General features: G+C 45.3%; 13 protein-coding genes and 12 tRNA genes. 4 read left to right on the forward strand and 21 right to left on the reverse strand.

The features are described from left to right. Window positions 1-67 precede the first annotated feature (67 nt). Together EBI00_RS03470 and EBI00_RS03475 are read left to right on the forward strand one after the other, a co-directional pair. Entirely contained in the window at window positions 68-1,813 is a 1,746-nt protein-coding gene (locus EBI00_RS03470; RefSeq protein ID WP_123094548.1) for an ABC transporter permease, read from the forward strand. Continuing rightward, the gene (locus EBI00_RS03475) at window positions 1,801-2,454 is read left to right on the forward strand and encodes an ATP-binding cassette domain-containing protein (RefSeq protein WP_123094549.1); all 654 of its coding nucleotides are present in this window, start codon (window positions 1,801-1,803) and stop codon (window positions 2,452-2,454) included. Before EBI00_RS03470 ends, EBI00_RS03475 begins: the two co-directional genes overlap by 13 nt. Window positions 2,455-2,564: 110 nt before the next feature. Here the strand turns inward: EBI00_RS03475 and EBI00_RS03480 are convergent, their stop codons facing one another. From EBI00_RS03480 to EBI00_RS03540, 13 genes are all read right to left on the reverse strand, one after another. Next, window positions 2,565-3,647, reverse strand: a complete 1,083-nt coding sequence (locus tag EBI00_RS03480; RefSeq protein WP_123094550.1) for an ABC transporter substrate-binding protein — start codon at window positions 3,645-3,647, stop codon at window positions 2,565-2,567. Between the two features lie 255 nt (window positions 3,648-3,902). Beyond that, a tRNA-Met gene (locus tag EBI00_RS03485) sits at window positions 3,903-3,979 on the reverse strand. A 73-nt stretch (window positions 3,980-4,052) separates the two neighbouring features. Next, window positions 4,053-4,129, reverse strand: a tRNA-Met gene (locus EBI00_RS03490). 58 nt (window positions 4,130-4,187) lie between these two features. Beyond that, a tRNA-Met gene (locus EBI00_RS03495) sits at window positions 4,188-4,264 on the reverse strand. Between the two features lie 42 nt (window positions 4,265-4,306). Beyond that, window positions 4,307-4,383: transfer RNA gene (locus EBI00_RS03500), tRNA-Met, on the reverse strand. 42 nt (window positions 4,384-4,425) lie between these two features. After that, window positions 4,426-4,502 (reverse strand) — tRNA-Met (locus tag EBI00_RS03505). 42 nt (window positions 4,503-4,544) lie between these two features. Then, window positions 4,545-4,621, reverse strand: a tRNA-Met gene (locus EBI00_RS03510). Between the two features lie 42 nt (window positions 4,622-4,663). Continuing rightward, a tRNA-Met gene (locus tag EBI00_RS03515) sits at window positions 4,664-4,740 on the reverse strand. Between the two features lie 42 nt (window positions 4,741-4,782). After that, window positions 4,783-4,859, reverse strand: a tRNA-Met gene (locus EBI00_RS03520). A gap of 42 nt (window positions 4,860-4,901) precedes the next feature. Further along, window positions 4,902-4,978, reverse strand: a tRNA-Met gene (locus EBI00_RS03525). A 42-nt stretch (window positions 4,979-5,020) separates the two neighbouring features. After that, window positions 5,021-5,097 (reverse strand) — tRNA-Met (locus EBI00_RS03530). A gap of 86 nt (window positions 5,098-5,183) precedes the next feature. Further along, window positions 5,184-5,260, reverse strand: a tRNA-Met gene (locus EBI00_RS03535). 42 nt (window positions 5,261-5,302) lie between these two features. After that, window positions 5,303-5,379: transfer RNA gene (locus tag EBI00_RS03540), tRNA-Met, on the reverse strand. A gap of 207 nt (window positions 5,380-5,586) precedes the next feature. Here EBI00_RS03540 and msrA point away from each other — a divergent pair. Next, a complete protein-coding gene (gene msrA / locus EBI00_RS03545; protein ID WP_123094551.1) occupies window positions 5,587-6,246 on the forward strand; it encodes a peptide-methionine (S)-S-oxide reductase MsrA in 660 nt (219 codons plus the stop codon). A gap of 110 nt (window positions 6,247-6,356) precedes the next feature. Here msrA and EBI00_RS03550 read toward each other — a convergent pair whose 3' ends face one another. The 5 genes from EBI00_RS03550 to EBI00_RS03570 all read right to left on the reverse strand — a co-directional run bounded on the left by EBI00_RS03550 (window position 6,357) and on the right by EBI00_RS03570 (window position 17,712). Then, on the reverse strand, window positions 6,357-13,547 hold the full coding sequence (locus EBI00_RS03550) for a retention module-containing protein (protein WP_123094552.1): 7,191 nt from the start codon (window positions 13,545-13,547) through the stop codon (window positions 6,357-6,359). 305 nt (window positions 13,548-13,852) lie between these two features. Beyond that, on the reverse strand, window positions 13,853-14,311 hold the full coding sequence (locus EBI00_RS03555) for an NfeD family protein (RefSeq protein ID WP_123094553.1): 459 nt from the start codon (window positions 14,309-14,311) through the stop codon (window positions 13,853-13,855). Between the two features lie 2 nt (window positions 14,312-14,313). After that, on the reverse strand, window positions 14,314-15,255 hold the full coding sequence (locus tag EBI00_RS03560; RefSeq protein WP_421930362.1) for an SPFH domain-containing protein: 942 nt from the start codon (window positions 15,253-15,255) through the stop codon (window positions 14,314-14,316). Window positions 15,256-15,410: 155 nt separating this feature from the next. Further along, window positions 15,411-16,460 carry a threonine aldolase family protein gene (locus tag EBI00_RS03565; protein ID WP_123094554.1) on the reverse strand — a complete coding sequence of 350 codons (1,050 nt, stop codon included), beginning with the start codon at window positions 16,458-16,460 and terminating at the stop codon, window positions 15,411-15,413. A gap of 100 nt (window positions 16,461-16,560) precedes the next feature. Beyond that, window positions 16,561-17,712, reverse strand: a complete 1,152-nt coding sequence (locus EBI00_RS03570) for a GNAT family N-acetyltransferase/peptidase C39 family protein (RefSeq protein WP_123094555.1) — start codon at window positions 17,710-17,712, stop codon at window positions 16,561-16,563. A gap of 283 nt (window positions 17,713-17,995) precedes the next feature. Here EBI00_RS03570 and EBI00_RS03575 point away from each other — a divergent pair, with 283 nt between their 5' ends. Beyond that, complete coding sequence (locus EBI00_RS03575) at window positions 17,996-19,474, forward strand: RimK family protein (RefSeq protein WP_123094556.1); 1,479 nt, start codon at window positions 17,996-17,998, stop codon at window positions 19,472-19,474. 132 nt (window positions 19,475-19,606) lie between these two features. Here EBI00_RS03575 and EBI00_RS03580 read toward each other — a convergent pair whose 3' ends face one another. The 3 genes from EBI00_RS03580 to EBI00_RS03590 form a co-directional block, all read right to left on the reverse strand. Next, entirely contained in the window at window positions 19,607-20,443 is an 837-nt protein-coding gene (locus EBI00_RS03580) for a substrate-binding periplasmic protein (RefSeq protein ID WP_123094557.1), read from the reverse strand. A gap of 143 nt (window positions 20,444-20,586) precedes the next feature. Then, window positions 20,587-21,546 carry a histone deacetylase family protein gene (locus EBI00_RS03585; RefSeq protein WP_123094558.1) on the reverse strand — a complete coding sequence of 320 codons (960 nt, stop codon included), beginning with the start codon at window positions 21,544-21,546 and terminating at the stop codon, window positions 20,587-20,589. 20 nt (window positions 21,547-21,566) lie between these two features. Continuing rightward, window positions 21,567-22,670, reverse strand: coding sequence for an HD domain-containing phosphohydrolase (locus EBI00_RS03590; protein WP_123094559.1), 1,104 nt, complete (start codon window positions 22,668-22,670; stop codon window positions 21,567-21,569). Window positions 22,671-22,881: the final 211 nt, after the last annotated feature.

Below are 22,881 nucleotides of genomic sequence, written 5' to 3' on the forward strand. Positions count from 1 at the left end.
TAAACTCGCCATCATGGACGATGGATAAAAAACGCTATTTCAATAATGCTAAAAAGTTAGAAGTAAGATGCCTTTAAAACACACAACTCTCATCACTTGGCTAATGGCTTTGTTACTGATACTGCCCATTGCCGTAGGGTTAATTGGCACCTTGCTTCCCGCTTTTCAGTACTTTCCTCCATTAGGCGAACACCGGATGGCATTCACTCCTTGGCAAAACCTGTTTGCTCAAGGAGAGTTTTACGCTAGTTTAAAACTCACGCTCATCACAGGTATTGTAGCGCCGGTTATTGCTTTGTGGTTGGCTCTGTCGCTGCTAGCATGGGGCTATGAGCGAGCGTTTTTCAAGAAATTTGAAGCCTTATTATCTCCTCTTTTGGCGATCCCTCATGCTGCCATTGCCATTGGCTTGCTGTTTTTACTCAGCCCTTCGGGTTGGTTAGTTCGGTTGTTTAGCCCTTGGCTCACTGGGTTTGATCGCCCACCGAACTGGATCAGTGTGCAAGACCCATACGGCCTGTCACTGATCTTTGCTCTGGTCATCAAAGAAATGCCTTATTTACTGTTTGTGATGCTGGCCACCATGAAAAGCATTCAAGCCAGAGAAAGTTTACAAGTCTGTCAGTCGCTGGGGTACAGCCGCTATACTGCGTGGCGAAAAGTGCTTATTCCGCAACTCTACCCATTGATTCGACTGCCGATCTTCATTGTCATTACCTTTAGTCTTACTGTGGTGGATTTGGCGTTAGTGATCGGCCCCAACACACCATCAACGTTAGCCGTTACCTTGTTTCGCTGGTTTAATGACCCTGACTTGTCCATGCGATTTATGGCAAGTGCAGGGGCGGTATTTCTTATGCTAAGCATTGCCTTGGTACTGGGCGGGTGGGAGATGGCTCACTATTTATTGAGCAAGATTACCCGCACTGAACGCAGCAATGGCAAACGCCACGGCCTAACCGACGCCGTACTCGCTGTAGGAAGAATACTTGGGCTGGTGACGCTACTGAGTGGTTTTGTCGCCTTGCTGTTGTTGCCTGTTTGGTCGCTTGCCAAACGCTGGCGTTTTCCGGATGCCTTGCCGTCGCAGTGGACATTTGACAACCTAGAACGAGCCGCTCCTTTACTGATAACATTGACCAGCAACACGCTCATCATTGCCTTGTCCGCCACTCTGATCGCGTGCCTTGTTAGTCTTCTCATGCTGGAGACCAAACGACTTATCGCAAAAGGAACAAATCAGCGCAACAATACACGTGCTCAGCATCATGCCTTTGATTGGTTAATTTATGTGCCTATCTTGTTGCCACAAATTGGCTTTTTGTTTGGCTTGCACGTGTTGTTGATATATCTGGACCTTAATGGTGCACTTAGCGCCATTATTGCACTTCACTTGATGTATGTTTTACCTTATGTATACCTGACCCTAAAAGGTCCTTATTTGGCGTACGAAGAAGAATACTTGCGGCAAGCCAATCGGCTCAATCATAAACCTTGGCGCAACTACGTGTTAATTAAACTTGCCATGCTAAAACCTGCCATTTTTACCGCGTTTGCCATTGGCTTTTCAGTGAGTATCGCCCAGTATTTACCCACTTTAATCGCGGGTGAAGGCCGTTACAGCACCTTAACCACTGAAGCCGTAACGCAAGCCGCCTCAGGCGACAGAAAACAGGTCGGCAGTATGGCGCTCCTGCAAGCGGCCTTTCCTATCTTGGTATTTTGGCTGGCTTTGACCCTACCGCCGCGTTGGACAAAATGGCGATTGGCAATGAAAATGACGCTTAAGAGGAAGACAAAGTGCTCAGCGTAAAACAGTTTTCACTGTCGTTAAACGGCAGCAACTTAATAAGTAACCTCCATTTCGACATCGCCGATGGTCAAGTCTTGTCCATTATGGGGCCAAGCGGCATTGGTAAATCCAGCCTGCTGCATTTTCTAAGTGGCACACTTCACCATGGAAACCAAGTTGGTGGTTTAATGGCCTCTGGCGAAGCCTCATTGCATGGAGTTAACCTAAATAACCAAGCCACCGAAAATCGAAAAGTGGGCTTACTACAACAAATGCCTTTGCTGTTTCCACACATGAGCATTATAGAAAACTTGCTTTTCGCGATTCCTGAGAACCTCCATAAACAAGACCGATATGCCAGCGCACAACAAGCTTTAGAAAAGCTCGGCATCCCAGACAAAGCTAACACACTGCCCAAAGCCCTCTCAGGGGGCCAGCAAGCGCGTGTTGCCTTGCTTCGTACCCTGCTCGCAAAACCCGACTACCTATTGCTCGACGAACCCTTCAGCAAACTCGACCCCGCGTTAAGACGTGACGTACGCGCTTTTGTGCTTAACGAAATACAACAAGCCAACATACCCGCACTGCTCGTCACCCATGACCCAGATGACGCAAAAGCAATGAAAGGCCAATGCATTGAATTAACATCAACCTCAATATAACCACTGATAAATAGGCCAAATTTGAATTTAAAGTGATACGTCGAAACGAAAAAAGGGACGCTGCAACCAAAATGGCACCAGCGTCCCTTTTTTAACAATGAAAGAAGTACTTATAACGCTAAGGTAAAAGTACCTTCCGGTGTTACAGGTAGGTACTTTTTATAAAAATCCAAGTACGCTTGCTGAGGATTTAAATCTGAGAATAATTCTGGATACATAGATTTTGCGTAAAACTCAATCATAGCACTGTCTAAAATAGTACGGCATGCGCCATGATAAGCACCAAATAAACGATTGTTTTGCACCGCCGAAATGGAAGACCAACCCAAGCGATCCTTATACCCAGCCAAACGTTTTCGAGCTTCCGCTGTGTCCACACCTTGACCCATCAGCATAGAATCCGTCCCCTTACCTGTCTCGTATCCAGTAATAATAATCACATCTGGGTTTGAGGCAATAACTTGTTCAGGATTCAATCGCCCCCACCACTCAACAAACGGGGCGGAAATATTATCACCTCCCGCCATGGTCGAAATCGCGCCCCACATGTTTTTACCAAAGGTAAAACCCAGCTCTTGCACACCCGATGCACCAAACTCCGTATACACTTTTGGCTGCGGTAAATTTGCAGCAGCGAGACGCTTACTGATGTTTTCTACGGTTTGCTTATACTCAGCAGCAATCTTTGCGGCTCTCGCTTCTTGCCCAGTGATTAAACCAATCAGTTCGGTGCTTCTAACGTGTCGCTCCACCGTTTGGGCATTATAATCGACCACAACAACCGAAATACCCGCGTTCTCAATACGCTCAATATCCGTACCTAAACCTTTAAACTGCCAGTCGGCTAACATCAACACGTCTGGATTTAAACTGATGGTTTTTTCTACTGAGAAGGTTTGCGTATCAACACGGCCAATTTCCGGAATATCTTGTAATGAAGGGCGATACTTTACATACATTTCCCAATTGGCTGGACGGGCTTCCCAAATGTACTTGGACATGGCAACAACCTTGTCATAAGCCGCTTCCGTACCAATGGCCATATAATCTTCTGGATAAAAACCCACAATCACCCGTTGAGCAGGAGCATCAAAAGTCACCTCACGATCGAGAACATCTCTTACCGTGACCTGACCGGCCCACACAACACTCATCCCCAACATGAACATGCACATTACAAACGACTTAACCATAGCGATACCTTATGCAATTTGAATTTATCGTTTATGATAATCGTTATCACTATGTTTTAAAATAAAATTAAACATTTATTCTGAAAACAGAAGTACAACCAACAAAGACAAAGACAAAGACAAAGACAAAGACAAAGACAAAGACAAAGACAAAGACAAAGACAAATATAGTGTGAGGTATGAAGCCCAGTCAAATCAAAGGCACAGGAACTTAGAGAAAGAATAAGAAAGGAAAAATTGAATAAGACATTGAAATGGTTGCGGGAGCTGGATTCGAACCAACGACCTTCGGGTTATGAGCCCGACGAGCTACCAGACTGCTCCATCCCGCGACAACTGATCTATTGAGTTCAATAGATTTTTAATGATAACGCTTTTTGACCAATTCATCTCTACTATGCGAATTGGTTGCGGGAGCAGGATTCGAACCTACGACCTTCGGGTTATGAGCCCGACGAGCTACCAGACTGCTCCATCCCGCGACAGATTAAACTATTATTTTTAATAGTTTATAGACACAAACTAAACACAAATATAACTTGGTTGCGGGAGCAGGATTCGAACCTACGACCTTCGGGTTATGAGCCCGACGAGCTACCAGACTGCTCCATCCCGCGACAAATTAAATCTTACTAAATATTGTATTTCTTTCTCGCTGCTGGTTGCGGGAGCAGGATTCGAACCTACGACCTTCGGGTTATGAGCCCGACGAGCTACCAGACTGCTCCATCCCGCGACAAATTAAATCTTACTAAATATTGTATTTCTTTCTCGCTGCTGGTTGCGGGAGCAGGATTCGAACCTACGACCTTCGGGTTATGAGCCCGACGAGCTACCAGACTGCTCCATCCCGCGACAAATTAAATCTTACTAAATATTGTATTTCTTTCTCGCTGCTGGTTGCGGGAGCAGGATTCGAACCTACGACCTTCGGGTTATGAGCCCGACGAGCTACCAGACTGCTCCATCCCGCGACAAATTAAATCTTACTAAATATTGTATTTCTTTCTCGCTGCTGGTTGCGGGAGCAGGATTCGAACCTACGACCTTCGGGTTATGAGCCCGACGAGCTACCAGACTGCTCCATCCCGCGACAAATTAAATCTTACTAAATATTGTATTTCTTTCTCGCTGCTGGTTGCGGGAGCAGGATTCGAACCTACGACCTTCGGGTTATGAGCCCGACGAGCTACCAGACTGCTCCATCCCGCGACAAATTAAATCTTACTAAATATTGTATTTCTTTCTCGCTGCTGGTTGCGGGAGCAGGATTCGAACCTACGACCTTCGGGTTATGAGCCCGACGAGCTACCAGACTGCTCCATCCCGCGACAAATTAAACCTTACTAAATATTGTATTTCTTTCTCGCTGCTGGTTGCGGGAGCAGGATTCGAACCTACGACCTTCGGGTTATGAGCCCGACGAGCTACCAGACTGCTCCATCCCGCGACAAACTAAACAGTAAGTTACGTTTAGATTTTGCATTTATTACCAGAAATACCATGCCATTTTATTGCGTAAAATTATGTTAATATTGGTTGCGGGAGCAGGATTCGAACCTACGACCTTCGGGTTATGAGCCCGACGAGCTACCAGACTGCTCCATCCCGCGACAAATTAAATCTTACTAAATATTGTATTTCTTTCTCGCTGCTGGTTGCGGGAGCAGGATTCGAACCTACGACCTTCGGGTTATGAGCCCGACGAGCTACCAGACTGCTCCATCCCGCGACAACGAGGTGCGTATTATAGGTACATAGATCTTGAAGTCAAGAGCCCACGGTGATTAACTCAATATAAATACTCACAAATACACAATTGCCGCACGCTTCAGCTATAGCCCGAATGAATGCTTCCTTGTATCCTTTGTTAACAAAAAATGAGCGCCACAATATAAAACGATTGTGACCACGTCAATCTGACTGTTAGGAGTTACTCATGCCAAGCCATATTGAAAGCATACTAAAAAAATCCAGCATCCCCAGCAAAACCGACGCCCTACCCGGTCGAAGCACCCCGCTAACCATTAGCGGCATACACGCGGTTAACAAAGAACCCTTTGTCCGCACCAAAAGCCCTAATGAATCTGAGATCATTCTAGGTATGGGTTGCTTCTGGGGCGCCGAGCGTAAGTTATGGAACACCCCCGGTGTTATCGTCACTTCTGTTGGCTATGCAGGCGGTTACACCCCCAACCCAACCTATGAAGAAGTTTGCTCAGGACAAACAGGACACAGCGAAGTCGTTCAGGTTGTTTTCGATACCTCTGTTATTTCACTAGAAGGCGTACTCAAGGTTTTCTGGGAAAACCATGACCCTACTCAAGGCATGCGCCAAGGCAACGACATAGGCAGCCAATATCGCTCTGTTATCTATACAACCAATGATAAAGATATGGCAATCGTGGAAGCCAGCAAAGCCGCCTTCCAAAAAGAGCTACTCAGTGCTGGCCACGGCATGATCACCACCGAGATTGAACCACTCGATACCTACTACTTCGCTGAAAAATATCACCAGCAGTACCTACACAAAAACCCGAACGGTTACTGCGGACTAGCAGGAACGGGTGTGAGCTGCCCTATCGGCTTAGCTGTGTAGTTTTTAAGTAATTGGAATAATCTCTTTCTGAACCTAGTAAGTTACAGAAACGAAAAGGCCGAATCGCAAAACGATTCGGCCTTTTTTATTAACGTCTATCTAGACCCAGATTAACCATCAATATTGATGTTGTACTCTTGGTCGTTGTAGATGACTTTAATAGAGTCACTCGAACTAAAGTTAGATTCTTCCCCAAAATTAGCAACATCCTTCTCACCAATTTTGACTTGCCCATCAGTTACTGTGACGTTACTTGTCAAAAATGCAGTAATCGAATCAGCGTCAGCATCTTTACCGGGACTTCCTTCAATACCAACCAGTAAATCAGTCAAGTCCAAGGCATCTTCCGCAGCATTAAAGTCAGTAATGGTATCTATATTTGAAGCATCCGTTGTGTCATTCAATATAAAGATATCTTTACCTTCTCCACCAGTAAGAGTATCTGAAACTTGATCGTTACCACCAAATAGGATGTCGTCTCCTGCTCCTCCAAGTAATGTGTCCTCACCAGATGTACCTACAAGATAATTATCTTCATCTGCCAATAAATCAATACTACTCGGTTTGAAAGAAACGGTACTTGTTACTTCCAAATCTGGTAATTGAACATTACTAGATACTACAAGGTTATCGACTGTTGTCTGACCACTGGTAATTTCAATGTCATAGCTTCCATCTGAATTAGCCGTTAACGGCACTCCTGCTAATGCAAGAGACGCTGTTGCAGGAATACCAGATAACGTCACTATCGAAGAGTCTGTTGTACTATTAGTATTATCAATATCAACAGAAACGCTATAACTAAATGTGACTGAATTATTATTAAAGGCACTAGAATTCCCTTTTACAATACCATCACTCATCATGATATTTTCAAAGTCATAAATTCTACTCTTAATGTAATCTACATTGTTGTAATAATCACTTTTAGTATATGCAGTCAGATAGATTGAGTCATTTCCACTTCCACCATCAATTTTATTGTGAAGCTTACCACCCAAAACAACAACGTCGTTCCCACTATTTAAATTTATGTCACCTCCAGAGTAGACATTACCAGCGACTAGAACAGTGTCATCCCCACTACCTAAATATAAGTCGCCACCAGAGTTGACATTACCACCAATTACAACAGTGTCATTGCCATCTCCAGCAGAAATATTTTCACTAAGGTCATGAGCAACATACGCGGTATCATTTCCATCCCCAAGATCAATATCTGAATTTGAATTAACACTACCACCTATCGACAAACGATCATCGCCACTAGACAAGTTGATATCATCATTCGCATCCCTTTTGATTTCGATGGAATCATTGCCAGCACCACTAGTTAGTTCATTGTTCAAACTGCCTTTGACAAGAAGATTGTCATCACCATCACCGTCAGAGTTGCCATCATCAAGCTCCAACTTATTATTAACATTACCAGCAATAACGACATCATCATTACCATCACCAACATACAAACTTTCATTTAAACTATCATTATTTGTATAAGAGCCATTGGTTCCTTGATACCCAACTGAATGAGATGCCACTTGAGATGCAAAGTTATCAGCATGCCCTTTCCATACATTAACATCTAAAATAGGTGTTTCACTTGTGGATACAGTAACCGCCGGCAAAATACCATCTGGTGTCACCTGGATTGATGCCGTAGCAGTATCACTGCCACCTCGGCCATCTGATATGGTGTAATCAAATGTCGCAACACCAGTAAATCCTTGTAATGGAGTGAAATGAATCACTCCAGCAGAATCCATATACGCATAACCATTCTGTGCATTACTAATACTCGTTACGGTTAAAGTATCACCATCAGCATCTGTATCGTTTGCAAGTAAGCTATCAGCACTTATCACCAGACTTTGCTCTGGCGAAGTAGTTAATGTAGAACTCAAAATAGAAGAATCGAGTACAAAATACGTTGCGCCACCATCTGCGCTCAACACTGGCTGGAACACATAGGCACCACCTTGGTCCCACCAGATCATATCTATAGCTTGGTAGCCAGACTCACTGATAGTAAACGATTGGTGCGCAATCGTATTTGCTGACTGATTATGATCAATCGTCGCAACAGCTTCACCATTAACCTTTATCTGATAACCATCATCTGCCGTCACTTTAAAATTATAAGTGCCCGCCGCTAGATACACATAACCTTGAAGATGAATACCACCATCCGTATTCTCACTAGGATCCGTACTCAATGTACTCGCATCTGAACCCAAGAAAGTTTGCAAGTTAGTACCACTTGCAACATCTCCACTACCCTGTTGATAATTTATATTAGAAGCCTTAAACGTTGCATCAGGCTCTTTACTATCAACCAATGCTCTAAAGTCATTGAGATTTTTAAGTTGAGAACTCGTACCGTAATACTCCCCAACAAGGCCCGCGAATAATGAATTAGAAGCCCCATCATCCCGAGCAACCGGAGCCGTGTTGGTCCCGACGTTGATAGATAGAGTTGCAGACGACGTACTACCATCAGAGTCTTGTATCATGTATGAGAAGGTCTCTTTAGTACCACTTGGAATACTAGAAACACCAGCCGTCACTTTGTAGACATAACTGCCATCATCGTTCAATACTAGGTCACCGTATTGTCCATGAATAGTTTGACCCACATTGGTATCCGTTAAAGTAACGGCACCACCAGAAGCAACACCCACTACCATAACTGAACCATCTGCACTAAGTTCATCTGCACCTAATCCATTGTCATCAAGCACGTTGCCTGTTGTTTCAGGCAAACTGTAACCAGCACCTTCAACAACACGAACAACCAATTCATAGCTTGTCGCTGCATTTTCGGCTGTCTGAATAGAAGTAACAACTGGGCTGTTTGGATCGCTTGCATCCTTGAAACCCACAACCTGCAAGGTATAGACCTCGCCTTCCCATTCAAACGTAGCCTGGGCATTACGCACCGTTACAATATCTTTAGAAGCATTTAGATCATCACTATTTGGCGTTTCATTATGATCAAAGTCTACTTTTAAGTTTACATCACGAGTCACACCCGATTTATCTGTAAGAGAAAAAGCAACGTTCATAGAAGCCGCAGTAATAGCGCCACCGTCATAAACGGGATAGTTATAATGAGTAAATGTGCCAAGATTTATGTCTTCGTTTAGCTCAAAACGACCATTTAAGTTAGCGTCATTGTCAACAAACCCATAACCAGATTGAGAGTTGGAACCAGCAGGATCACCCCAACGAATTTGGTCTAAACCAGCATCATTGTCATCACCATCAAGTCTATTAACATGAGTGCCATTCGTCCATTCAGTCCAGCTAGCAACAATACCTGATACCTCAAACGTGTCTCGTTGAACAATAATGTTGTTCTCATCATCCTTGGCAACAGGAACAGAATCTTCAATATCAACATTTACGGTGAAAGTACGTCCATCCGGAAGAGAGACAGTAATAGAGTCACGGTCAGCAAGATCATCACTGTGATCACGGACAGGTGCATCGTAAATATACTGCCCATCAACCAGACTAATGGTTCCACCAAACTCGGTAGAAACCTGAGTAGTGCCTTCAGGGAAAGTAAAGCCTTCTGGAAGATTAGCAAGAACATGCTGCTGCCCTTCAGCTAGACTAAAACTTGCTTCAGCAGAAAGATCCACGCTGTGAGTCGACGTCGATTTACTCTCAACGGTATTACCCGCCATATCAGAAGACGCCACGACAACTTCGAACACAGAATCAGCAGCCAAATCGCTTCCAGCAACAGCAAGCGTCCAAACACCACCAGTAGTAACCTGTGTAGAATATTCCTTACCGTTAATGATCATCTTGACAGTATCACCAACAGAAATATCACCACCATTGGCTGTACCAGATACAGTAATAAGCTTACCTAACTCAGTGCCATCAATTTTGTCATCTTCTGTAATTGGGTTAACAGTCACAGTACCAGCCGTGGCTACCGTATCCTTAGCAATAGACAAAGTATCAGAGCCTACATTACCAAATCCGTCTTTCACGTTTATAGTTATAGACAATTCACCATCAACAAGTGCGGAAACATCTACTGCTTTTTCGAAATAAGAATCAACATCAACATTTAAAGCGTCAGTAATAGTGATTGAATTACCAGCAGAGTCAGTAATCACAATGGATTCTACACTTCCACCCTCTTCAATAAAACCACCAACTTTTACGTTACCCTGTTCATCGAAGTTAATAACATTGTCACCGCTAGCTTCCTGAACAAAAGCATCAAGATCAGCAAAAGTATCGACTTTATAGATTTCTGTACTTTCGGCCTCAAATGAGTTGCCTGCCTCATCAGTACCCGTGACCGTTGCCACAATAAATGGGTTGGCCAATGCAGTACCAGCAAGAACAGAACCCAAGACGTCAACAGAATATAAATATCGACCTTGCTCATCTTGATCATTTGAAACAAGCGCCGAACCAATTACTTCACCCTCTAAAGTAATGGTCACGACATCACCAGGTTTAGCATCATTACTTACCCAACCAGTGATGCTCACCATAACGCCATCAGCAGACTCAACGCTATTAATGACACTATCAGAAGTGATTCTATCAATATCGATATTTGCAAAAGCTTCCAGGTCGACCGTATGAGTTGAAGTCGCTTTGCTCTCGACTGTGTTTCCAGCCGCGTCTTCAGACGTCACGACAACCTCGAACTCGGTGTCCGCCGCAAGGTCTGTACCCGCCACATTCACTGTCCAGTTGCCAGCCGCATCTACTACTGTCGTGCTGTAGTCTTCACCATTGATCGTCATGGTCACAACATCGCCTTCGCTGATGTCGCCACCTGTCGCCGTACCTGTCACTGACACGGTGCCTGCCGATTCGGTCGCGTTGATCACGTCATCTTCTGTAATTGGATTAATAGTTACAGCATTGACAGCCACCTTCACGTCCGCAGTATCAGTTCCACCATTACCATCACCAATAGTGTAGCTAATAGTCGCAACGCCGTTAAAGTTCTCGGCTGGTGTGAACTCAAGCTTGCCATCAACTATAACGACGGTACCTTCCTCTGCTGGTACCGTCGCGCCTGTAATGGTCAACGTATCAATATCCACATCATTGTCATTCGCCAACACATCTATTGTAATTGCTCCTGATCCGCTGGTAACCGAAGCAATATCCGCTGTCGCTGTTGGCGCATCGTTCGTGCCCGTTACCGTGATGGTTAACGTCGTAGTCGCAGTAGCGCCTTGATCGTCTTCAACGGTCACAGGCACAGTGATTACCTGAGTTTGGCCTTCCGATAAGCTGTCGTAAGACGATGCATCGAAGCTGTAAGAACCGTCTGCATTCAGCGTCAAGCCTTCCGCTGTTGACGTCGTGCTGAACGTTAAGCTCGCACCCGCTGGAAGATCCACGTCATCGGCACTGATGGTGCCTGTGATGCTCGCATCTTCTGTCACGCTGCCGGTCGCCGCTGTCGCTGTTGGCGCATCGTTAACAGTATGAGTCGACGTCGCTTTGCTCTCGACTGTGTTTCCAGCCGCGTCTTCAGACGTCACGACAACCTCGAACTCGGTGTCCGCCGCAAGGTCTGCACCCGCCACATTCACTGTCCAGTTGCCAGCCGCATCTACTACTGTCGTGCTGTAGTCTTTACCATTGATCGTCATGGTCACAACATCGCCTTCACTGATGTCGCCACCTGTCGCCGTACCTGTCACCGCAACGGTGCCTGCCGCTTCTGTGGCGTTGATCACGTCATCTGCCGTGATGTTCGCTACCGTCACCGTACCCGCATCCGCCGCAAGGTCGACCGTATGAGTCGACGTCGTTGACGCTGTAAAAGGGTTACCCGCAACATCTTTTCCAGTCACCGTGGCAACGAAAGAAGTAACTGCAGCAAGATCATTACCTGAAACTTCCACGGACCAAGTTTTATTTGCTAATACAACTGTAGTATAGAGTGCACCATTGATAGTCATAGATACAGTGTCACCAGCAGACGCATCAAATCCAACGCGTCCCGATACGGTTACTTGTCCTTTGCTTTCTGCATCGTTAATGACATCATCACTTGTTATGCTATCAACACGTATTGAACCGCGTGCAGTAGTATCAACAAAATACGCTTCAGTTGATTCAGCACGCCCCTGCTGATTAATATTATTCGAAACAATAACACTCGCATCGACAATACGGTCTGAGTCAGCAGATAAATCTGATCCAGCTACGTCAACTGACCAAGTACCGTCACTATTAACCGCAGTCTCGTAAGTGACATTATTAATAACGAGCGTCACGACGCCACTATTAAATGCTTCACCAGTAACCCTACCCGTAACAGTAACTGTAGAGTTACTTTCAGCAGTATTTATCGTGCTATCATCCGTAATAGGATCGATATCAAGATTAACAAGTAGAGCGCTTTGATCCACCGTATGCGTTGAATTCCCGACACTTTGCACTGTATCGCCAGAGCTGTTGCTGGACGTTACAACCACATCGAATGCGGTATCTGCCGCCAAATCAGCACCAGCAACGCCGACTGACCAAGCCCCTGCAGCATTGACTGTCGTGGAGTAAGCGGTCCCATTAACCACTAAGACAACTTGATCGCCTTGTGAAATATCGCCGCCTGTCGCAGTCCCAGATACAGCAATGGTGCTGGCAGCTTCTGAAGCGTTAATTACATCATCAGCGGTAATAGAACCAACCGTTACAATGCCGGCAACCGCTGTGGATGCGTTCGAAGTGGGGGCAAAAGTAGATTCTGATGTTGTTCTTTCTACACTCTCAGGGGCGTTGTATTGCTGTTCTGTTGTACGAAGGCTGCGGTTGGTATTTGTGTCATAGCCGTAAGTGGGCAGTACGCTGGAGGTATCGTTACCAAAAGTAGGCAGTGCGCTGTTGTCGTTTCGGTCGATGTCGACGTCAAATCGATCTTGTTGATCGCCCGTTGCTTCACCTGCCGCAGGGGCTTCTTGAATGAGCGTCGGGTCATCACCCGCCAAAATAGCTTCTTGAAGCGCGTCTATATCACTGGATGAATCTGCGACAAGATCTTCAGTATCGCCTGTGTTGTAAATTTCATCGTTTATTTCAACGATGGAATCGCCACCAATAACCACTTCCGTGCCATCGATAAAGGCGATAGTCACACTGCCATTCGCGCCCGTAACGATCGTTTCTCCAAAGAAAATCGGGTCGCCGATTTTTACCACTCGCTCTTGGCCATCAATTGACTGAACAATAACCGAACCACTTATTTTAGTAACAAAGCCGATCGCATTACCGAGTGTTGCAAAAGGTACTTGACTGTCGCTCATGGTATTTTCCTTGTAATAAAGCCCGTTAGGTGTGACGAGACAGGCGTAATAAATTTATAATTGCTTACAAGATAGGCCAATTAAAGTAAAGCCGCTATTGTACCTTGGTACAGTATTGACTGTTTTGAGCAGATTAAAGGGGATATAAAGCGGTGTTGGCGGGACGCTCATAAAACATAGCGTTTAATAGCAGTATGTTACGGTGTTTAAGTTGAAATAAATGGCAAAAAAAACGCCAAGTTGGTCAGCGTTTAACCAACCGATTCACTCGACGCTTTTGTTGAGACTTTTAACACATCACCCAATTAGGGGGTTATGGCTCTAATATGCAATATCCCCACTTCGGCTTCAATTACCTCAACTCTGGTACCGGCTTCGATGGGCTCTTCGCTAACTAAAGACCACTCTACCCCAGAGTAATGATGCTTAGGAGAGAGTGTTGGAGACACTGACTCTTTTAACACAAATTGGTGATCGGTAAATTCACTTTTGGCTTTTTTGCGACTGACCTTGGATTGCATGCGCTTCAAAGGTTTCCACAATACCAAGGCAATGAACATGGTCAATAACCCGGTACTGAACGAAGCACTTAACAAGTTATCAGGGATAACCCCGATATACACCAAAGCGCCCGTTGCCATAGACGCTAAGCCAACAAAAAACAACACAAAGGTCGAGAATCCAAGTACGGCCACTTCGATGACCAATAGAATCAAACCGATTACAAACAAGCTCTGCGGTAAATTATTGGCAAAGAAGTCCATACCTAGCTCCCTTTAGACATTTTTTGAATAATGGTCATGGCTTGGGCCACCACTGCAGCGGCCTCTGTACCACCGTCTGGCAATAGAACAACAGAAGATTCTTTGGCAATCGCGTGCTTGGCTTCGATTGCCTTTGTCGCCAAATCCAATTGAATCGCTTTTTGCCCCTCTTCTGTATTGGCCGCTTCACCCACCTGACGAAGTGCTTCTGCTTGCGCTGAGGCAACCGCCACTATGGCTTTAGCTTCACCTTCGGCTCTGAGCACTTGCTCTTCTTTTTCGGCTTCCGCCGCAAGGACAACAGAGGCTTTCTGACCTTCTGCACGGTTAATCGCCGCCTGGCGATCGCCTTCCGACTCCAAAATCTGCGCACGCTTTACACGCTCCGCTTTCATTTGGGCTTCCATCGCTTCCATTACGGATTGCGGTGGTATGATGTCTTTAATCTCATAGCGCAATACCTGAATACCCCAAGGTCCAGCAGCTTCATTAATTGCCGCTACAATACTGGCATTAAGCACATCACGCTCTTCAAAGGTTTTATCTAGCTCCATTTTACCCAATTCAGAGCGCATGGTCGTTTGCGCCAGTTGAGTTACGGCAAAGACATAATTCTCTACACCATAAGTGGCCTTATAAGGATCCAGAACTCGGAAGTACAAAACACCGTCTACACGCAAAGAAATATTGTCTTTGGTGATCGCACTCTGCTCCGGCACATCTACCGCTTGCTCTTTTAAAGTACGATCCGCCGATATACGATCGACAAAAGGTAGGATGAAGTTCAACCCAGCCTCTTTGGTAGATTGATACTTACCAAAGCGCTCAATCACGTAAGCTTGGTTTTGTGGCACAAACTTTATGGACGTTTTAATTAGCACAACCGCCAAGACTAAAACTAATGTCTGCACGCTGAGCAGATAACTCAATATTGTCTCTATCATACTTGCTCCTAGAAGTTAGGTACCTAAAGTACCGTGACGCCTTATCTTTTAAATACCAGAAACATTAACAGTACCGACAAAACACGATAACTTATTGCTTTTTACGCTCACCCAGTAGGCACGGTTCACTCGTAAAAGTCATTAAGAAAAAGGATTCATTTGCCTAACTTGGCATCATGATAACGTCGGGCGCTGTTTACAAACGCCTCCACGCCGGCTTTTGGTGTTCTAAAAGACGTCACCAAACGCACAACCCCCTCTTCCCAACGACCACCATAAAAAGCAAAACCCTCGGCCAATAAAGAGTCCGCCATGCCTTCGGGAAAAGTACAAAACAGCATATTGGCTTGAGCAGGCGTATTGATTTTGATACTTGGGATCGTTTTCAAACCATCCTGCAGTAGCGCCATCATGGCATTGGCATGAGTCGCATTGTGTCGCCACAAGTCATCGGTTAAATAAGCTTTCATTTGAGAAGACAATAAACGCATTTTCGAATGCAAATGCCCACCACGCTTGCGACGAAACCCCAAAGACTGGGCAAGCTCCGGATTGAACACCACAATGGCTTCTGCCGCCATCACGCCATTCTTGGTCGCACCAAAAGAGACTATATCAATGCCCGCTTGCCAGGTCATTTGCGCGGGTGTGCACCCCAAAGCAACCAAAGCATTCGCAAAGCGCGCACCGTCCATATGAACAGGTAAATTGGCTTCTTTGGCAATCTTAGTAATAGCGCGAATTTCTTCTAAAGAATACACACTGCCCACTTCCGTGACCTGCGAAATACTCAGAGCAGAAGGCTGAGCCGTGTGGACATCCCCCACTTTTTGGCTAACGATTTTTTTCAGTTGAACTGGGTCTATTTTGGCATGCGCACCGCCAATGCCGACAAAACGCGCCCCTCCTGTGTAAAACTCTGGCGCTGTGCTCTCGTCCTTTAATAGATGACTTTCACTGTGACACAGAACACTGCCCCAAGGGGGCGTCATGGCGCTGATGCTCAACACATTCGCAGCCGTGCCGGTAGAAACTAAAAACACCGCCACATCACACTCAAACAAGGTCGACAGCATAGCGGTGACTTCGGCCGTCATGTCATCATTACCATATGGCATGGCATCACCCTGAGAGGCTTCCATCATCGCCTGCAACACAGATTCAGACGCACCGGCAATATTGTCACTGGTAAAGGCTACCTTCATTACAACTTCTCCTTATTTATTCAGGTAACCATATAATGCCAGCGAATGAGACAAGAAGCCTATTTTTTTGTGGCTTTTCTCGTCTACCTTTTACACACAGCTACTGTGATTTTAATACTATGGCAGCCTGCAAGCGGCTTTGCCCAAAACGCGACATTTTTTCAAATTCTTCCCGTGCAATCGGCACAAACTGACAATCCAGTGGACTGGGTGGATCATCGGGAAGCTTTTTATCGTCATCTAAATCAGGATCATGCACCAAAATACAATGTTCGTCATACCCCGACATCACTACCCAGTGAGGAGACTTCTTCCCATCCATACGGAAAGTACTGATCAAGATAATCGCCAACGCACCAGCATCGAAAGCGTCAATTAATTGCGCTAACGGCATCGCGGTGTAATGCAAAGGCACATCAGACTCTTCGCATTGCTTTGCAAAGCTTTCATGCACACGGGTGATAACGCTTTTCTTCAACTCATTACGCACACTATCAACAAATAGCGGGCCACTTTCGCTCAACCAAACATCTGCGGATAGGCCGCGCTTTTTTGCAGCCAGCGCCAACCCCATAGGATGACAACCACCATGGCCAGACGTCATAAAAATCGTTGTGGCTTCACGCCAGATCTCTAATTCATCATCTGGGGTGGCTTGATAATCAGAGTGCAACGCAGACAACACCATTTGCAAGGACGCAGGCCCACAAGTAAAGGGCGTGCCTTGTGCTAACCAAGGCATAGCACGCGTGGTTTGCTCATCACCTGCATGACGTAGGCGCTTTTGCATGCGAATCGCATCGGTCTGGTCTTCGTAATAGGCATCATAGTGACCAAATTCTTTGTAGCCCATTTTTTGATACAATGCGATAGCCGTGTGATTCACATCACTGACTTCCAAGCGCAACAGCATCTTGCCTTTTTTCAGTGCTTTTTTCTCACACGCTTGAATCAACAACTTACCAATACCTAAGCCACGCGCATCAGATGAGACCGCCAGTGAATATAATCGCGCCAAGCGAGTACCTTGACGCAGATGCAACAAGGCATACCCCAATAACTCACTTTCATCTCGTTTTGCCACAAACAAGGCCGAGCCAGAGCTCGTAATCGCATGACGAAAACTACGGCGACTCAATCGGTCACCCGTGAAGGATTTATTTTCTAGCACAAGCAAGGCTTTTAGATCGTCTAAACTGGCTAAACGTATCTCGATACTTGCAGAGGATTCGGTGACCGAACTCAAGATCATGACAGCGCCTCAGGAGGGCAATAAGCGGTTAGGATCGCAGAAACACACGTGCTCAGCCATTCTCAAAACAGCTTAGCAAGCGTGGATTAACGATAAAAAATTTCGCGCATTCTAGGGCGAAATCTAGGTAAAAGATAGACTAATTTTTCATCAAAAAAACTTTTTGTTTTTCCCTTTTAGTCTATTGTTAAAACAGAAAAACAAGCGCACTATCCGCACAAATTCAGGGTGTTTTAAAACACTCATGATGACTCTCACTTAAGCAAAAGGAAACGCATACCTAATGTCACAGACATACATAGTTGTTGATCAGGCCAAAGATTGGTCCGCTTTTCTACCCAGCGACCGCGTAATCACTTTTACCCAATATCTCAACTTGGCCGCAACAAAAAGCCAAGGCCGTATTCGTATCATCAACCTCTGCAAAAACAGCAAATATCTATCTGATGGGTACTATTGCTCTTTATTAGCAGAAAGCCGTGGTCATCACGTTATGCCGTCTGTGCGGGTTTTAAACGATTTAAGCAAAAAAGACCTTTATGAGCTTGAAATTTCACAATGGTTACCATTACTAGCTAAAAAACTGGCCAAGCCAGAAGCGCCCATGGAAATGAAATTTCACTGCGTCTTCGGCAAAACCATTCATCCCGAGATGAAGGAATTCGCACGCAAACTATTTGAAAGTTTCCCAAGCCCAGTATTAGAAGTCACGTTAAAATTCCGTAAAGAATGGCAAGTCACCGCCCTATTCTCTACATCACAAAGCAAACTGGCCGACGCCGAAGAAACCCTCTTCGCGGAATCGTTGGAAGCCTTTAGCAACAAGGTGTGGAGCAAAGGCCGTATCCAGCGCGCAGCGAAATTTGACATGGCTATTTTGGTTAATCCAGAAGAAGCCATGCCGCCAAGTGATGACCAAGCCATTAAGAAATTCATCCAAGCGGGTAAACAGCTTGGCATTCACGTGGACATCATTGGTCCAAAAGACATCATGCGTTTGCCTGAATACGATGGTTTATTCATTCGAGAAACCACCAATATTGACCACCACACCTATCGCTTCGCAAAAAAAGCAGAAGGTCTTGGCTTAGTGGTAATGGACGATCCTCAATCCATCATGCGCTGTACCAACAAGGTCTACTTAGCCGATTTATTTAACACTCACAAAGTGCCTTGCCCAAAAACACGCATCGTGCATAAAGGTGAAAAAGACGTTGAAGACGCTTTAGAGGCCGTGATCAGCTATCCTATGGTCGTGAAGATCCCTGACGGTGCCTTTTCCAAAGGCGTGATCAAAGCAGAAAACCGTGAAGCATTAACAGAAAGCCTTAACACACTGTTTAAGAAATCTTCGTTACTGCTAGTTCAGGAGTATCTGTACACCGAATTTGACTGGCGTATCGGCATATTAAACAACAAACCTATTTTCGCTTGCCGTTACTACATGGTGAAAAACCACTGGCAAATTTACCAACATACAGGCAGCAAAAGCCAAAGTGGTGGCTTTGACACCTTACCCACCTTTGAAGTACCACGCCGTGTATTACAAGCCGCAATCGCCGCCACCAAACCCATTGGTGAAGGCTTATACGGCGTAGACGTAAAAGAAATCAACGGCCGAGGCTATGTGATTGAAGTCAACGATAACCCCAGCATCGACCGTGGTGTTGAAGACAAGTACATCGGCGACGAACTCTACATGCAAATCATGTCGGAATTCCTACGCCGCATGCAAATGAAGCGCGGCGATACAGCAAACTAATTTATCCTAATTATTAATAGCAAAACGGCGGTTTCACCCTGTCAAAGCACATCCACTGCAGGCAGTGTTTGTGTAACGAAGAAGGCAGCTGCAGACCGCCATACCCACCATAATATTGATGAAATGATTTGATCAGTTGTTTGAGGATGTCGATGCAGGACGTTGGCTTGGACGATAGTAGCCTCTTCTGAGGCGATCGAAATACGCTTGATAACGACCATCTTCTTTAAAAACCTTGAGCTGTTCGTTGAACGCCGCCGCAAGCTCAGTACTGGAAGGGTCGCGCTTAGGAAATAATAGGTAACTTTGATTAACCAGTAAACGTTTTGGATGATGTAAGATGTCACCCGCTAGCTCTGGAGTATTATTCAGTAGCGTGTAATAGGCTACACTCAGTTCTTCAGCAAAAAAATCAATACGCCCTGCTGCGAGCATCCTAAGGTTTTGCTCTGTAGAACTGACTCTAAGCATAGTAAACAAATTGTCTTTCACTGCTTGGTCAAATGCCGGCCCGTAGCTGTACGCCAGAGCACCACCGACAAGCTTGCCCTCTAAATCTGCCAAACTCTCCCACTCAAGGGGATTGTCTTTGTGGTAAAAAAAGACAAAGTTTTCATTTAATACAGGCTCACTGTAAAGAAAATCATTTTCTCGATCCGCTTGGTGCATCCACACCGCGGTGGCATCGTAACGACTACTAGCAGCCGCTTGATAGGCTCTCGCCCAAGGCAAAAAAGTAAACGAAACATGGTAACCAATATTGTGGAAGACATCTTTGATTAAGTGGCCAGCAACACCATAATGCGGGAGATCGGCACTCAAAAAAGGGGGCCACTCGCCCACACTAATGCTTAACGATTTCGCTGATTCTTGATCGCCACTATCAGCAACAGGAAAAGCATGGCTTGAGGGCAAGAATACAGCCTGCAATAAACCTAGGATGGTCAATGTTCTCAAAAATCTCAGCATGTGGCTCCACTTGTTTGTTGAGTCGTTTTGCCCTGTTTCATTATGTACTGTTTCATTGTGTACTATTTGATCATCTACTGTGCGAGCTAGTCACATTTACTAGTATAGTGGTCGCACACACCAAATGCGAACCCATGTCATCACTATTTACGCTTAATGTTTTTTCCAAAGATGCCATTTGCTTTAAAAGATAGCCAAACTTGATTTGCCGCTTGGAAAAGTAAACTATGTCGCCAAGCGACTCTATCTTCTTGACGATCGTAGCCACCACCAATAACACAAGCAACAGGTACGCCTTCTGACAAGCAGGTATTAAGCACATAAGTATCCCGCTCTAAAATCCCTGCATCCGTTAAGTTGACATACCCTAAGCGGTCATCTTTATGCACATCAGCCCCAGCGTCATAAAAAATAAAGTCAGGTTGGTGCTCGGCCAACAAGCCAGGCAGGGTATTTCGCAAAATGGATAAATAGGTTTGATCGTCCGCCCCACGGGGAATCGTAATATTGACACCTCCCGTCTGCTTAACCTGAGGGTAATTCGCTTCACAATGCCACGACACGGGAATAATGTCCGTTCTGTCTTTGAAAAAAGCGATGGTGCCATCACCTTGGTGCACGTCGCAGTCTAAAATAACTATTTTCTTTGCTTTAGAGGAACGTATCAGCGCCAAGGCCGCAACAGCAAGATCATTAAAAATACAAAAACCCGAACCATAGGAAGGATGAGCGTGGTGCGTTCCCCCAGCAAGGTGACACGCCAATCCATATTGCAACGCAAGTTCACTGGTCAAGATCGTGCCAGATACCGCACGCAGAGTACGTTCAACTAACCACTCCGACCAAGGCAAGCCAATGTTTTTTTCTTCTTGCTGAGCCAGTTCACCACGAATAAACCGCTGAACATACGATTTATCGTGGGCGTCCATCAGTACAGACAAGGACAACGGAGGTGGGATGTGTTCGTTCAACGCGGTTAATATACCTTGCTCCCTTAGCGTTTCAGCCAGTAAAGCAAATTTTGCCATAGGAAACCTGTGCCCCATAGGAAACGGAATACTGTAATGGGGGTGATACACCAAGGGTAAACGGGACTCACTCATAGACTAAAAACTATCCAAACTTAACGACTTTTTGCCACCAATACCTTTCGTATGGCCGCATTGAAGGACTCAATAAGGTGAGGAGGATAACCTTTACCACTTTCGAAATTAACTTTTTGCACAGCGCGCATGGCACTTTTGTTGTATTCACTGCCAGACTTGCCCCAGACGATATCAATAAACATCACCGCCATAGACAAAATAAAAGCGCCTTGCGGTATGAGTGACCCAACAAGACCCTCAGGGTAACCCGTTCCATCAAAGCGTTCTTTGTGAGCTTGCACCATAGCGACTGCCTCTTGCCATCCCTCGTGCTTAGCAAGAAGATTGGCACCAACAAGAGGATGATTATGCTCCGCTTGACGCTTAAGAGCATCATCGCCTTTGCAGTTTAAAATAAGCGCCATCCCCATATTATGCATGTAAGCAGCGGCACTTAATTGTGCAGGATCCACCGGGGTTTTACATTCCACATTAATGAGTTGGCACAATTTCAAGATGCGCTCACTGCGCTCCGAAGAGTAACCTAACAAACGGTTTAATTTTTGACTGAACCCAATAAACAAGTTGATATCGGATTGTTGCGATTCCGTAAACACGACTTTAACAATGACAGAAGATGCCGCTGGCTCCTCTTTATCTTCTTCCTGTGAGGTTTGAGTACACCGCTTAAGCAAGCCCGCAGCCATCCCAGGGCGCTTAGCGTCATCCTCTTGAGCGTAGAGCTCATCTAACCCTGTTTGTAATAGATCGCGCAATGCAATTTCAGCCACATGGGAATGATAAATTTGCTTTAGCAAGTCGTAGACTTTTTCAACCACAACAATGATCAATTCACCTAACTGGTGATGATATTGGATGTAACCGCCGCGCATACCATCGACGATTTCTTCAAGCTTATGTAGCACCCCCACCAAGGGGTCAAGAAAACAGACAGAACAGTTCCCTTTCATGCTGTGCAAGGATCGAAACAGGTTATCAAGCTTATCAAATGAAAACCCATCCATCTCAATGCTGTTTATCACTTCTTCGATTTCTTGCTGTGCTTCTACATAGCACTCTAACAGGTCGTCCTTGAGCTCTTTTTCTAACGCTGAAAACGCTTTACAAGCAAAATGGCCCATTACACTCTTCCATTACAGCCTTACATCACAAGGAACAAACAACCTTGAATTGATTAAGGTAATCATTTCAGTCGACATTTTAAATTCGTACTTATCATTGTAGATAGAATACGCGCCATGGTGAACACAAAGATCGTTTTATTCTACAGGCAAGGTCGACATATCCCATTATTATGTTAGACCGAAACAAATACCTTCTGGCTCAAGATCA

It is taken from the genome of Marinomonas hwangdonensis (assembly GCF_003721245.1).
Classification (GTDB): domain Bacteria; phylum Pseudomonadota; class Gammaproteobacteria; order Pseudomonadales; family Marinomonadaceae; genus Marinomonas; species Marinomonas hwangdonensis.

Coding starts and splice junctions, on each gene's coding strand:
- EBI00_RS03470 (WP_123094548.1), top strand. CDS start 68: ATGCCTTTAAAACACACAACTCTCATCACTTGGCTAATGGCTTTGTTA.
- EBI00_RS03480 (WP_123094550.1), bottom strand. CDS start 3,647: ATGGTTAAGTCGTTTGTAATGTGCATGTTCATGTTGGGGATGAGTGTT.
- msrA (WP_123094551.1), top strand. CDS start 5,587: ATGCCAAGCCATATTGAAAGCATACTAAAAAAATCCAGCATCCCCAGC.
- EBI00_RS03550 (WP_123094552.1), bottom strand. CDS start 13,547: ATGAGCGACAGTCAAGTACCTTTTGCAACACTCGGTAATGCGATCGGC.
- EBI00_RS03555 (WP_123094553.1), bottom strand. CDS start 14,311: ATGGACTTCTTTGCCAATAATTTACCGCAGAGCTTGTTTGTAATCGGT.
- EBI00_RS03560 (WP_421930362.1), bottom strand. CDS start 15,255: ATGATAGAGACAATATTGAGTTATCTGCTCAGCGTGCAGACATTAGTT.
- EBI00_RS03565 (WP_123094554.1), bottom strand. CDS start 16,460: ATGAAGGTAGCCTTTACCAGTGACAATATTGCCGGTGCGTCTGAATCT.
- EBI00_RS03570 (WP_123094555.1), bottom strand. CDS start 17,712: ATGATCTTGAGTTCGGTCACCGAATCCTCTGCAAGTATCGAGATACGT.
- EBI00_RS03575 (WP_123094556.1), top strand. CDS start 17,996: ATGTCACAGACATACATAGTTGTTGATCAGGCCAAAGATTGGTCCGCT.
- EBI00_RS03580 (WP_123094557.1), bottom strand. CDS start 20,443: ATGCTGAGATTTTTGAGAACATTGACCATCCTAGGTTTATTGCAGGCT.
- EBI00_RS03585 (WP_123094558.1), bottom strand. CDS start 21,546: ATGAGTGAGTCCCGTTTACCCTTGGTGTATCACCCCCATTACAGTATT.
- EBI00_RS03590 (WP_123094559.1), bottom strand. CDS start 22,670: ATGGGCCATTTTGCTTGTAAAGCGTTTTCAGCGTTAGAAAAAGAGCTC.